The following is a 12,797-nucleotide window of genomic DNA, read 5'->3' on the forward strand; positions in this document are numbered from 1 at the left end:
CACGGGATGCCGCTGCTCGCTGTTACGGCGAGACAACGGCAGGAAAAGGCTGCGCGTTATCTTGCCGAGCATCTGCCGGTTACCGAGACCGGCCGACAACTGTCACTCGAACAAGTACCCACTGTGGGTCTCCGCTATTGATGAAAACGCGTGGAGCTTACGCCCCGAATGTCGGGCGAGTAAACGGCAAAGGAACGGCATGTGCGGAATGTTCAGGAAGGGTTCAGGAAGCCCCGTAGATCGTTCCCACGCTCTGCGTGGGAATGCAGCCCGGGACGCTCCGCGTCCCATCAAAGCCGAACGCGGAGCGTCCGTTGAGGCATTCCCACGCAGAGCGTGGGAACGATCGAACACCGTCCACTGTGGGAGCGGGCTTGCCCGCGATGGCGGTGTGTCTGGCGCAGCAGAACTCAGCTGGCCGTCGCCAGCAGCAGATCCGCCACCGAGCGCTGCCCACGGTGTCTGCCATGCTCATACAGCGAACCGGCAATCTCGTCAGCGCGGATCGGCAGCACCGACAGCAAGGTGTCGCTCAAGCCATGGCTGGCCTGGCAGAAGCCCTGCATGTAGATGCCGGCCTTGCAGCGCTCATCGGTGATCAGCTTGTAATGGCGGTCGACCTCGAACTCGCCCAGATACTCTTCCAGCGGCGCCAACAGCTTGCGATGCATCTGCCGTTCATAACCGGTGGCCAGCACCACCGCATCGTAATGCCGCACGGTGACTTCGCCGGTGGCGTTGTTGCGCACCGCCAGTTCGATACCGTTTTCGGTAGGCGTGGCGCTTTCGACCGTGGTCAGGGTGCGGAAGGCATGCCGGGCGATCCCGGAGACCTTCTGCCGGTAAAAGATGCCGTAGATGCGCTCGATCAGGTCGATGTCGACCACCGAGTAATTGGTGTTGTGATACTCGTTGACCAGACGCTCGCGTTCAGCGCTGTTCTGCTGGAACACCAGGTCGGTGAATTCCGGCGAGAACACTTCGTTGACGAACGGGCTGTCATCGGCAGGCTTCAACGCCGAACCGCGCAAGATCATGTCGACCTGCACCGACGGGAACGAATCGTTGAGATCGATGAACGCTTCTGCCGCGCTCTGCCCGCCCCCAATGATCGCGATGCTCATCGGCTGATTGTTCACGCACGGTTGTCTGGCCATTTGCGACAGGTACTGCGAGTGGTGGAAAACCCGGCGATCGCCCTTCAGCGCCTTGAACGCCTCGGGAATACGCGGCGTACCGCCGGCACTGACCACCACCGAACGCGTGGTGCGCACGAATTGCTGGCCGTCGCTGCCACGGGAAATCACCCGCAACGCTTCAACCTGCTGGTTGTGCAGGACCGGTTCGATGGTCAGCACTTCTTCACCGTAACGGCTCTGCGCGGTGAACTGCCCGGCGACCCAGCGCAGGTAGTCGTTGTACTCCATGCGGCACGGGTAAAAGGTGCCGAGGTTGATGAAGTCGACCAGACGACCGTGATATTTCAGGTAGTTGACGAACGAGTAGGGGCTGGTCGGATTGCGCAGGGTTACCAGGTCCTTGAGGAAGGAAATCTGCAATTCGCTCTGGGTCGACAGGGTGTTGCCGTGCCAGCTGTAATCGGCCTGCTTGTCGAGGAACAGCACATCCAGCTCGCCGTGGATCGGGCCGCGCTCTTGCAGAGCGATGGCCAGCGCCAGGTTCGAAGGGCCGAAACCGACGCCGATCAGGTCGTGAACGATGGGCGATGCAATTGCCTGAGTCATTTCCAGTGTCCTCTGGATGAACCCCTCAACAAGGGGCAAGGAGAGCCTAAATGACCTGACCGGCCTTGAGCAGGACAGCAGATCGTCTGTTGAGTAGGAACGAGGACAAAGAAATAAAATTTAACCGTGACGCTCAATGGGCGTCCCATTGCTTGATCCGCTGGCGGCAATGTTTCATCGCGTTGACGATGTGCTTTTCCACCAGCGCCTTGGAAATGCCCAGTTGCTCGGCGATTTCCGGGTGCGACAGACCTTCGATCTTGCGCAGTAGAAAACTGTCGCGGCACAGCGGCGACAATTCGGCCAGGGCGCGCTGGAGCATGGCGAGGCGCTGACCATGGTCGAGCGTGCTGTGCGGGGACGGGGTGAAATAGCGCTCTTCGTTGTCGAGCACTTCCAGCGATTCGACCTGGCGCAGGGCATTGCGCCGATGGCCATCGATGACCAGATTCAGCGCGGTGCGGTAGAGAAATGCGCGGGGCTGTTCGATCGGGGTTTCGCTGGAGCGTTCGAGCACCCGCAAATAGGCGTCATGCACCACATCTTCGGCAACCTGACGGTTGCCGAGCTTGGCGTTCAGGAAACACACCAGCTCTCGATAGTAGTTTTCCAACATGACTCCCGGCCGCAAACCTGCGGGTTCTGTCCTTGAGCGCACTGATCGGCGACGCCGCAAACGGCAGTAGCAAGATAGTGGCAACTTGAGAGGCGTAATTTATAGTAATTCTCATATAGATTTAAAGTAGTGTTTGGCCTTGACTGACAAATAGTCCGCTTCTATAGCTGTAACTTTGTGTGTCCGCAGTTAAATTCCGCCGCCCTTGCAACGTTTACAGGACAGCTCCCCGTGTCTGTCGCGCTCCGTGACAGCGTTCGATGCGGCCCCACCTTCTGTGCCAGCCGAACGACGGGCCGATTTCCACTGGCCGGAACCCTGCATGAAACGTCCCCGCCCTGCCCGACGCGCCCTGCTCGTAATCCTCTGTCTGATCCCGGTTGTCGGTTACGCCGCGTGGCAGATGCTGCCACCGGGTCGGGAAAAATTTGCCACCGTGCAAGTGTCGCGCGGCGATATAGAAAGCAGCGTCACCGCCCTCGGCACCCTGCAACCGCGCCGTTATGTAGACGTCGGCGCACAGGCGTCCGGGCAGATTCAGAAGATTCATGTCGAAGTCGGCGACGTGGTCAAGGAAGGCCAGTTGCTGGTGGAAATCGACCCGTCGACGCAGAAAGCCAAACTCGACGCCGGGCGTTTCTCGATCGAAAACCTCAAGGCGCAATCGCAGGAGCAGCGCGCCCAGCACGAACTCGCTCAACAGAAATACCAGCGCCAGCAAAACCTCGCGGCTGGCGGCGCGACCCGTGAAGAAGACGTGCAGACCGCCCGCGCCGAACTGAAAGCCACCCAGGCGCGCATCGACATGTTCGAGGCGCAGATCCGCCAGGCACAAGCCAGCCTGCGCAGCGATCAGGCTGAACTCGGCTACACGCAGATCTACGCGCCAATGGCCGGCACCGTGGTCGCCCTCGACGCGCGCGAAGGCCAGACCCTCAATGCCCAGCAACAGACGCCACTGATTCTGCGCATCGCCAAACTGTCGCCGATGACCGTGTGGGCCGAGGTTTCGGAAGCGGATATCGGCCACGTCAAACCAGGCATGACCGCGTACTTCACCACGCTCAGCGGCGGCAACCGGCGCTGGAGCAGTACCGTGCGGCAAATTCTGCCGGTACCGCCCAAGCCGCTGGACCAGACCAGCCAGGGCGGTGGCAGCCCGGCCAGCAGCAGCAGCAAAGCGGCAGCGCCCGGGTGGTGCTCTACACCGTGCTGCTGGATGTCGATAACGCCGACAACGCCTTGATGGCGGAAATGACCACACAGGTGTTCTTTGTCGCTGATCAGGCCAAAGACGTGCTCACCGCGCCGGTGGCGGCCCTGCAAGGCAGCGCCAACGCTGACCGGCAGACCGCGCAAGTGATCGCCGCCAACGGCAAGATCGAATCCCGTGAAGTGCGCACCGGCATCAGTGACCGGCTTAAGGTGCAGATTCTCGATGGCCTCAATGAAGGCGATCATCTGCTGATCGGCCCGGCCAGCGGCAGCGGGGGTTGAATGCAAACGCCCCTGATCGACCTGCACGACATCCGCAAATCCTACGGCGGCGGCGACGCACCGCAAGTTCATGTGCTGCGCGGCATCGACCTGTCGATCCACGCCGGCGAGTTCGTGGCGATCGTCGGCGCGTCCGGCTCCGGCAAATCGACGCTGATGAATATCCTCGGCTGCCTCGACCGGCCGACTTCAGGCGAATACCGTTTTGCCGGGGAAAACGTCGCCGGCCTGGACAGCGACGAACTGGCCTGGCTGCGCCGTGAAGCCTTCGGTTTCGTGTTTCAGGGCTACCACCTGATCCCGTCCGGCTCGGCGCAGGAAAATGTCGAGATGCCGGCGATCTACGCCGGCACCCCGGCCGCCGAGCGGCATGCCCGCGCCGCCGCTCTGCTCGACCGCCTCGGTCTGGCGTCGCGCACCGGCAACCGTCCGCATCAGCTGTCCGGTGGTCAGCAGCAACGAGTGTCGATCGCGCGCGCCTTGATGAACGGCGGCCACATCATTCTCGCCGACGAACCGACCGGCGCCCTCGACAGCCACAGCGGCAAAGAGGTCATGGCGCTGCTCGACGAGCTGGCGAGCCAGGGCCATGTGGTGATTCTTATTACTCACGACCGCGAAGTGGCGGCGCGGGCCAAACGCATCATCGAAATCAGTGACGGCCTGATCATCAGCGACAGCGCGAAAGACAATCCCGACGCCCAGACCAGCGCCAACCCCGGCGCCTTGCAAGCCGTTGATCTGCGCAAGCGCCTGGCCGAGGGCGCCGAAGCCACCGGTGCATGGAAAGGCGAACTGGTCGACGCCCTGCACGCGGCATGGCGAGTGATGTGGATCAACCGCTTCCGCACCGCACTGACTCTGCTCGGGATCGTCATCGGCGTGGCCTCGGTGGTGGTGATGCTCGCCGTCGGCGAAGGCAGCAAGCGCCAGGTCATGGCGCAGATGGGCGCGTTCGGTTCGAACATCATTTACCTCAGCGGCTCGGCACCCAATCCGCGCACGCCGCCGGGCATCGTCACCCTCGACGACGTGCGGGCGCTGGCAAGCCTGCCGCAGGTGCAGCGCATCATGCCGGTGATCGGCACCGAGGCTGGCGTGCGCTACGGCAATGCCGACCACTTGAGTTACGTCGGTGGCAACGACACCCACTTCCCGGCGATCTTCAACTGGCCGGTGGTGCAAGGCAGCTATTTCACCGAGGCCGATGAAGCCAACGCCGCCGCCGTCGCGGTGATCGGGCACAAGGTGCGCAACAAACTGCTCAAGGATGTCGCCAACCCGATCGGCCAATACATCCTCATTGAAAACGTGCCATTTCAGGTGGTCGGCGTGCTCGCGGAAAAAGGCGCCAGCTCCGGCGACTCCGACAGTGACGACCGCATCGCCATCCCCTACTCCGCAGCGAGCGTGCGACTGTTCGGCACGCGTGATCCGGAATACGTCGCCATCGCTGCCACCGACGCCGGCAAGGTCAAGGACGCCGAGCAGGCCATCGAACAACTGATGCTGCGCCTGCACAACGGCAAGAAGGATTTCGAGCTGACCAACAACGCCGCGATGATCCAGGCCGAAGCGCGCACGCAAAATACCCTGTCGCTGATGCTCGGTTCGATCGCCGCGATCTCGCTGCTGGTCGGCGGCATCGGTGTGATGAACATCATGCTGATGACCGTGCGCGAACGCACCCGCGAGATCGGCATTCGCATGGCCACTGGCGCACGCCAGCGCGACATCCTGCGCCAGTTCCTCACCGAGGCGGTGATGCTGTCGGTGGTCGGCGGCATCGCCGGGATCGCCCTGGCGCTGATCGTTGGCGGCGTGTTGATCCTCAGCGACATCGCCGTGGCGTTCTCATTGATCGCCGTGCTCGGCGCTTTCGGTTGCGCCCTTGTGACCGGTGTTGTCTTCGGCTTCATGCCGGCCCGCAAAGCTGCCCGGCTCGACCCGGTCACGGCCCTTACCAGTGAATGATCGATCTATGAAAGCGCGTCTCAGTGTATTGACCGTGTGCTTGATGCTCAGCGCCTGCGGCAGTCCCGTTCAGCGCCCGGACAGCGGCGTGCAGGCCCCCGCGGCCTGGCAAGCGCCGCACAGCGCCAGCATCGCCCGCACCAATCCACAGTGGTGGACACAGTTCGGCAGCCCGCAACTCAATCGCCTGATCGAACAGGCCCGCGTGGGCAGTTTCGACCTTGCCGCGGCGGTTGCGCGCGTGCAGCAGGCACAGGCCAGCACGGTGATTGCTGGCGGCTCGTTGTTGCCGGAGGTCAAGGCCGGGCTCAATGCCAATCGGCAGAAACTGTTGCGCGGCAATGGCTACAGCCAGCTGGATGCCGACAGCAGCAACAAGGCTGTGGATTATTTTGATGCCAATCTGAGTGCCACCTACGAAATCGATTTCTGGGGCGCTAAACGGGCCTCTCGCGACAGTGCGCAATTTGCGTTGCAGGCCAGCGAATTCGATCGCGCAACCGTTGAGCTGACGTTGCTCAGCGGTGTCGCCAATACGTATGCGCAAACCTTGTCATTGCGCGAACAGCAGCGCATTGCCGAACTCAATCTTGCCAATGCGCAGAGCGTGCTGAAGCTGGTGCAGACCCGCTTTGATTCCGGCTCGGCGACAGCCCTGGAGCTGGCGCAGCAGAAAAGTCTGGTCGCCGCGCAGCAACGGCAATTGCCGCTGATACAACAACAGGCACAGGACGCCTTGATCAGCCTGGCCGCCCTGCTCGGCCAACCGGTGCAGCAACTGGCGGCCCATCAGGAATCCTTCGATCGCCTGCAATGGCCCGGGATTGCCAGCGGTGTGCCGAGCGATCTGCTCACTCATCGCCCGGACATTGCCCGCGCCGAAGCACAATTGGCTGGCGCTGCAGCCGACGTCAAGGTTGCGCGCGCAGCGATGTTGCCGGCCGTCACGCTGACCGCTCAGCTCGGTTCGGGGGCCAACCAGTTTGACGATTTGCTGCGCAGTCCTTTCTACAACCTGACGGCCGGGCTGGTCGCGCCGATCTTCAATAACGGCCGCCTGCGTGCTGAGCGCGACAAGGCCACGGCGCGTCAGCAAGAACTGCTGCAAACCTATCGCGCCGCGATCATCAACGGCTTTGCCGACGTCGAAAAAGCCCTCAATAGTATTCGCGGCCTGGATCAACAACGCCAATGGCAGAGCGAAGAACTGAATCAGGCGCAGAGCGCGTTCAACATCGCCCAAAGCCGCTATCAGGCCGGCGCCGAAGACTTGCTGACCGTGCTGGAAACCCAGCGCACGCTGTATGCGGCGCAGGACCTGAATGTGCAACTGCGGCTATCGCGGATGCAGGCGAGTATTGCGCTGTACAAAGCGTTGGGGGGTGGCTGGCAGGCGTTGTAGGTGCTTTGACTGGAAGACCGGATTCGCGAGCAGGCTCGCTCCCACCCTGGATCCATTCCTACTGAAGAACTCGATCAAAGGTGGGAGCGAGCCTGCTCGCGAAGGGCCATGGCGGGGTCTCAAGCCGACGTCTGTTTCGGCTTGAGATTGCGCGCATACCAGGGCCGTTGCGGCACGCGGCGCAACAGGCCGGAGAGTTTCTCCTGGTCCTCGCCGAAGGTGATGCGCAGGGCCAGTTTCATGGTTTCCGGATCCATCTCCACCGACCTGCCCTTTTGCAGGCCCGGCGTGGTGCTGCAACCGTGAGTGTCCGGCCCCAGCCATGGATCAGCGATTTCCACCCAGCGCCCCGGCGCAAACCACTTCACGCCGTTGACCTCAAGGCGCGTCACCTGGCCCGGATGGAAGCGCTCGTGCGCGCGAAACCAGTCCTCGACGCGATCATCGATCCAGCCGTGAAAATGCCAGAACACCGGGTTCACATGGGATGAAAACGGGTCGCCGAGAAAATCGTTTTCCGCAGCGAACCAACGCGCGGCGAAGTCATCCAGATCCCGTGCCAGCGGCACCGGCTGACCGTTGGAAGGATCGCGCGGTACCGACGCCCAGCGCATGTGCAGCCAGTCATGCAGGCCCAGCTCCACCTCGGACCCGAACTGGCCCAGGGTCAGCTGCGACAGATACTGTGGATCGCGGTACTGCGACTCCCAGACCTGAAAATTACTTTCATAGGTCTCGGCGGTTTTCAGGTCGCTGACCCACTGGCTGTACTCATCATCTTCGGCGGCCAGCCAGGTCGGCGGCAGCGCCGTGCCGTCGTGGTTGTCGAAGTAGCGCGCGAAGCCCTGACGATCACGCACCAGCTCAGGTTGCGGCAGCGGGAAAAACGCCCACGACGGCAGATCCATCATCGAGCGCGCCGTACCGAGCATGTGCCGATGCATGAAGAAAAAGTCGATGCCGGAACCGTTACGATCCTTACGCGCGCCGCGGGCGTCACGCTCCTGGCCACGCGGCCCGGGCTGCCAGCCGAGGCCGCGCAGTGCGTTGCGTTTGTCCTCGGGCAGCGTGTGCCACTTGTCGCGGGTGGCGTGCCAGACCTGATGGAACAGGCGATGTTCGGGCGACACCAGCCACGCCAGCAACGGCTCGTTGAGCGGGGTGCGCTGACGGGCTTCGGGGAACAGACATTTGACCGCGACGAAGCGGTTGTCCTGCGCAGGCAGGGCCAACGATCGATCGAGGCGCTGCACGGTGCCACTGAGCGTACCGCTGCCGGCGTTGCCGAAATCGGCCCAGACCTCATCAAGGATCATGTTCAGCTGGTAAACGACACGACCGTCAGGGCCGAGCAAACGCCAGCTGAGTTTCGCCGCCTCAGCCCCGGCCAGATCGCCAAGAATTCGATAACGGGGTGTTTCATCACTGCGCAAACGCTCGGCGGTGTCGAGAAAGCCATTGACGCCTCGGCCCTTTTGGCCGATGTCGAGAAACACTTCCAGGCCTTCGCCGGGCAAGCCATCAAGGCCCGCGTCGCTGCCGACAAAGCGAATCGTCCAGACACCGCGCAAGGCATTGGCCAGGCGCTGCCCGGCCGCGTCGGCGACATCGAACGACGCCTCACCGGGGGTGATCGTCGGGTCCGGCTTCGTCCACTCACGATGCCCGAACCAAGCTGCAGGTACGGCAGCACCGGTCAACGCCAGGCCTGCCATGAACCATCGTCGAGAAATCCTCATTGCCCTACCTGTGTCAGCCCTGAAGCAGGCTTTATCCAAGCTAGAACGTTTGCTGGATCGGCAAATTTAAGCCCTTGCTCAATGATTTACCTGCCACCCTCGTGACTAAATTTACGCGCCATCCACTCGTTCCTCCCAGATAGCAAAGGCCTCTGCGCCTGCACCTCGACGGCGAACCTGACTGAGATGGCAATGACAAAACCACGTTCGAACAAGGCTCTTTTCATCGGCCTGCCGCTGGCGCTGGCGATCAGCGCCGGCGCTGCGTTTGCGGTTTGGGACACCTGGTTCAATGACAATCCCGGCTACCCGCACAAAGTCATGCAGCAGGCCGAAGAACTGCACGAACACATGCTTTCGTTCGACAGCCACATCACCGTCACCCAGGATTTCGGCACCACCGGCAACGAAGTCGACAAGGACGGCAGCGGCCAGTTCGACCTGGTCAAAGCCAATCGTGGGCGCCTGTCCGGTGCGGCGCTGACGATTTTCGGCTGGCCGGAAATCTGGAACGGCGCCAACGCCCCGCACAAACCCACAGCCGGTTTCGTCGATGAGGCACGCAATCAGCAGGAGGTCCGCTACAAGATCATTTCCGGCATGGTCCGCGATTTCCCCAATCAGGTCGGGATCGCTTACACCCCCGCCGACTTCCGTCGACTGCACGGCGAAGGCAAGTTTGCGATCTTCATCAGCATGCTCAACGCCTACCCGCTCGGCCACGACCTCGATCTGCTCAATCTGTGGACGGCGCGCGGCATGCGCATGTTCGGTTTCAGCTACATCGGCAACAACGACTGGGCTGACTCGTCGCGGCCGCTGCCGTTCTTCAATGATTCGCCGGATGCCCTCAACGGGCTGTCGGATCTGGGCCGGCAAGCGGTCAAACGCCTAAACGATCTGGGGGTGATCATCGATGTCTCGCAAATGTCGACCAAGGCACTGGAGCAAATTGCGCAATTGAGCCGCACGCCGCTGGTGGCCTCGCATTCGGCACCGCGCGCGATGGTGGATATCCCGCGCAACCTCAGCGACAAGGAACTGCAGCTGATCAAGAACAGCGGCGGCGTGGTGCAAATCGTTGGCTTCTCGCAGTACCTGCGCCCGCTGACCCAAGCCACGCAGGACAAACTCAACGAACTGCGCAAGCGCTATGACCTGCCACCGCTGCCGAACCTGGCCATGGCGCTGATGCCGGGCGACCCGATCATCGCCGCGTGGTCGGAGCAGAAATTTGGTGAATACGCCGGTCAGCTCTACGCGATTCTCGAGGAGGAACCGAAAGCCAGCCTCAAGGACCTCGGCGATGCCATCGATTACACCGTGCGCAAGATCGGCATCGATCACGTCGGCATCAGTTCCGACTTCAACGAAGGCGGCGGCGTCAAAGGCTGGGAGAACGTCGGCGAGATCCGCAACGTCACCGCCGAATTGCTCAGCCGCGGCTATTCCGAAGCCGATATCGCCAAGCTCTGGGGCGGCAACTTCCTGCGCGTCTGGGAGCAGGTCGAGAAATCGGCAAAACCGGCGCTGGCCGCAGCGCAGGACACCGTCAAGCCATGAGCAACCGTCGTGACTTTCTGAAGCAGGCCGGCATCCTCGCGGCGGCGCTGCCTCTGGGCGCGAGCTTGCCGAGCGTCGCCGCCGCCACACCGATCGCGCCACTGCCGCGCAATACATGGGCGCAGTTGCAGCAGCTGTTCGATCAGGACCCTGAGTATCTGCACTTCTCCAACTTCCTCATCACCACCCACCCGAAACCGGTGCGCGAGGCGATTGAGAGGCACCGCGCCGCGCTCGACAAGAATCCGGGGCTGGCGATGGACTGGGATGTCGGCGTGATCGAACAGCGCGAACACGACGTGCGGGTGTGGGCCGGGAAATACCTGCAAGCCGATGCGACACAGATCGCGCTGACCGGCAGCACCACCGACGGACTGACGATGATTTATGGCGGCGTGCACGTGCGCGCCGATCAGGAAATCCTCACCACCGAACACGAGCACTACGCCACCCACACGATTCTCGAACTGCGCACCGCGCGCGAAGGCACCCAGGTGCGCAAGATTCGCCTGTTCGACGATCCGCAACAGATCAGCGAGCAAGATCTGCTCGCCAGAATCGACCGCAGCATCCGTCCGCAGACCCGCGTGCTCGGCATGTGCTGGGTGCATTCAGGCAGCGGCGTGAAGCTGCCGCTCGGCGCGATCGGGGCAATGGTCGACAAGCACAACCGCAATCGCAGCGATGCCGACCGGATCATTTACGTCGTCGACGGTGTGCACGGTTTTGGCGTCGAGGACCTGAGTTTCCCGGCGATGAATTGCGACTTTTTCATCGCCGGCACGCACAAATGGATGTTCGGCCCACGCGGCACCGGCATCGTCTGCAGCCGCACGCCGCAAGTGAAATACGTCACGCCGATCATCCCGACCTTTTCCGAGGCCGAGCATTTTTCCACGACGATGACACCGGGTGGCTATCACGCCTTCGAACATCGCTGGGCGCTGACCGAGGCGTTCCGGTTGCACCTGCAACTGGGCAAGGCCGAGGTGCAGGCGCGCATCCATGAGCTCAACAGCTACCTGAAAAAACGCCTGCTGCAGCGCCCGCAGATCGAACTGGTGACGCCGCTGAGCCCCGAATTTTCGGCTGGCTTCACCTTCTTCCGGGTCAAGGGCAAGGACAGCGACAAGATCGCCGCGCACCTGATGGCCAATCGCGTGGTGGCCGATGCCGTCGAACGCGATGTTGGCCCGGTGATCCGTACCGCACCGGGGCTGCTCAACAACGAAGCGCAGATCGACCGCCTGCTGAGCATCCTCGACCAGGCTCTTTGAGCCAGCCCATTTTCCTTTTAGCGAGACGCGAAATGAACCCTGAGTCGCCCCGTTTTTCCGTGAACGCCCTGCCCGCACTTGTGCTCGCAGCTCTCGCCAGCGGCTTGTTGCCGAGTGCCGCTCAGGCCGCCACGCCACCGGCGCCGGGCAAAGTGTTCAAGGACTGCAAGGACTGCCCGGAAATGGTCGTGCTGCCCACCGGCACTTTCACCATGGGCACCCCGGATGACGAAGTCGGTCGCGAGCCCGACGAAGGCCCGATGCACCCGGTGACGTTCGCCAGACCTTTGGCCATCAGCCGCTTTCAGGTACTCAAGGGCGAATGGTTCGCCTACCTCAAGGACAGCGGTTACCAGATGCCTGACGGCGACGACCGCCCGGGCCGCGCGTGCAAAGCGGGCGTCCCGGACTATCAGGGCAGTGACCCGCGCAAGCAATACACCGACCGCCATCCGGCCGTGTGCATGGACTTCGCCGAGGCCAACGCCTACGTCGCGTGGTTGTCGAAAAAGACCGGAAAACAGTACCGACTGGTCAGTGAATCGCTGCGCGAATACGCTGCCCGTGGCGGCACCAGCGGGCCGTTCCCCTTCCCCTTCGATGAAGGCAAGGAATACAGCATCGCCAGGCACGCCAACACCTATGGCGCCGCCGACGGCTACAACTTCACCGCCCCGGCCGGCAGCTTCGCGCCCAATGCGTTTGGCGTGTACGACATGCACGGCAACATCTACGAATGGACGGCCGATTGCTACAACGAAAACTACGTCGGCGCACCAAGCGACGGCAGTGCCTGGCTGACCGGCAAGTGCGAGTTCAAGCGCATTCGCGGCAATGACTGGGGCGAGGCGCCGGTGTTCTCCCGCTCAGGCAACCGCAACGCGCTGGTGCCGGGTGATCGCGGCGACTGGATCGGCTTCCGGGTGGCCCGCGACCTGTAACCGTAGCGTCCGTTAAATTCAGCCCGCCCCCAGTCGTTTTACA

8 protein-coding genes and 1 pseudogene are annotated in these 12,797 nt (G+C 62.4%); 6 read left to right on the forward strand and 3 right to left on the reverse strand.

Translation table 11 applies throughout. From position 1 onward, the window contains the following. Positions 1-410: 410 nt before the first annotated feature. Together M0746_RS15620 and M0746_RS15625 are read right to left on the reverse strand one after the other, a co-directional pair. Positions 411-1,745, reverse strand: a complete 1,335-nt coding sequence (locus tag M0746_RS15620) for a lysine N(6)-hydroxylase/L-ornithine N(5)-oxygenase family protein (RefSeq protein ID WP_258449829.1) — start codon at positions 1,743-1,745, stop codon at positions 411-413. 133 nt (positions 1,746-1,878) lie between these two features. Beyond that, positions 1,879-2,361, reverse strand: coding sequence for a sigma-70 family RNA polymerase sigma factor (locus M0746_RS15625; RefSeq protein WP_274705820.1), 483 nt, complete (start codon positions 2,359-2,361; stop codon positions 1,879-1,881). Positions 2,362-2,683: 322 nt separating this feature from the next. Between M0746_RS15625 and M0746_RS15630 the strand changes: the two are divergent. The 3 genes and pseudogenes from M0746_RS15630 to M0746_RS15640 all read left to right on the forward strand — a co-directional run bounded on the left by M0746_RS15630 (position 2,684) and on the right by M0746_RS15640 (position 7,234). Continuing rightward, positions 2,684-3,858 (forward strand): annotated as a pseudogene (locus M0746_RS15630) (efflux RND transporter periplasmic adaptor subunit). Then, entirely contained in the window at positions 3,859-5,832 is a 1,974-nt protein-coding gene (locus tag M0746_RS15635; RefSeq protein WP_258449830.1) for a MacB family efflux pump subunit, read from the forward strand. 7 nt (positions 5,833-5,839) lie between these two features. Continuing rightward, positions 5,840-7,234 (forward strand): efflux transporter outer membrane subunit, encoded by a 1,395-nt coding sequence (locus tag M0746_RS15640; RefSeq protein WP_258449831.1) that lies wholly within the window; start codon positions 5,840-5,842, stop codon positions 7,232-7,234. A 119-nt stretch (positions 7,235-7,353) separates the two neighbouring features. Here M0746_RS15640 and pvdP read toward each other — a convergent pair whose 3' ends face one another. After that, the gene (gene pvdP, locus M0746_RS15645; RefSeq protein ID WP_258449832.1) at positions 7,354-8,973 is read right to left on the reverse strand and encodes a pyoverdine maturation tyrosinase PvdP; all 1,620 of its coding nucleotides are present in this window, start codon (positions 8,971-8,973) and stop codon (positions 7,354-7,356) included. Between the two features lie 192 nt (positions 8,974-9,165). Here pvdP and pvdM point away from each other — a divergent pair, with 192 nt between their 5' ends. The 3 genes from pvdM to pvdO are packed head-to-tail and all read left to right on the forward strand — an operon-like array spanning position 9,166 to position 12,754. After that, the gene (gene pvdM, locus M0746_RS15650; protein WP_258449833.1) at positions 9,166-10,536 is read left to right on the forward strand and encodes a pyoverdine-tailoring dipeptidase-like protein PvdM; all 1,371 of its coding nucleotides are present in this window, start codon (positions 9,166-9,168) and stop codon (positions 10,534-10,536) included. After that, the gene (gene pvdN / locus M0746_RS15655; RefSeq protein ID WP_258449834.1) at positions 10,533-11,813 is read left to right on the forward strand and encodes a pyoverdine-tailoring periplasmic protein PvdN; all 1,281 of its coding nucleotides are present in this window, start codon (positions 10,533-10,535) and stop codon (positions 11,811-11,813) included. The genes pvdM and pvdN overlap by 4 nt, the downstream gene beginning before the upstream one ends. Positions 11,814-11,845: 32 nt before the next feature. After that, complete coding sequence (pvdO, locus tag M0746_RS15660; protein ID WP_258449835.1) at positions 11,846-12,754, forward strand: dihydropyoverdine dehydrogenase; 909 nt, start codon at positions 11,846-11,848, stop codon at positions 12,752-12,754. The last annotated feature ends 43 nt before the right edge of the window (positions 12,755-12,797 follow it).

It is taken from the genome of Pseudomonas sp. S11P7 (assembly GCF_023195435.1).
Lineage (GTDB): Bacteria > Pseudomonadota > Gammaproteobacteria > Pseudomonadales > Pseudomonadaceae > Aquipseudomonas > Aquipseudomonas fluorescens_G.

Bases quoted from the DNA above. Each gene is read 5' to 3' on its own strand.
- M0746_RS15620 (WP_258449829.1), bottom strand. From the start codon at position 1,745: ATGACTCAGGCAATTGCATCGCCCATCGTTCACGACCTGATCGGCGTC.
- M0746_RS15625 (WP_274705820.1), bottom strand. From the start codon at position 2,361: ATGTTGGAAAACTACTATCGAGAGCTGGTGTGTTTCCTGAACGCCAAG.
- M0746_RS15635 (WP_258449830.1), top strand. From the start codon at position 3,859: ATGCAAACGCCCCTGATCGACCTGCACGACATCCGCAAATCCTACGGC.
- M0746_RS15640 (WP_258449831.1), top strand. From the start codon at position 5,840: ATGAAAGCGCGTCTCAGTGTATTGACCGTGTGCTTGATGCTCAGCGCC.
- pvdP (WP_258449832.1), bottom strand. From the start codon at position 8,973: ATGAGGATTTCTCGACGATGGTTCATGGCAGGCCTGGCGTTGACCGGT.
- pvdM (WP_258449833.1), top strand. From the start codon at position 9,166: ATGACAAAACCACGTTCGAACAAGGCTCTTTTCATCGGCCTGCCGCTG.
- pvdN (WP_258449834.1), top strand. From the start codon at position 10,533: ATGAGCAACCGTCGTGACTTTCTGAAGCAGGCCGGCATCCTCGCGGCG.
- pvdO (WP_258449835.1), top strand. From the start codon at position 11,846: ATGAACCCTGAGTCGCCCCGTTTTTCCGTGAACGCCCTGCCCGCACTT.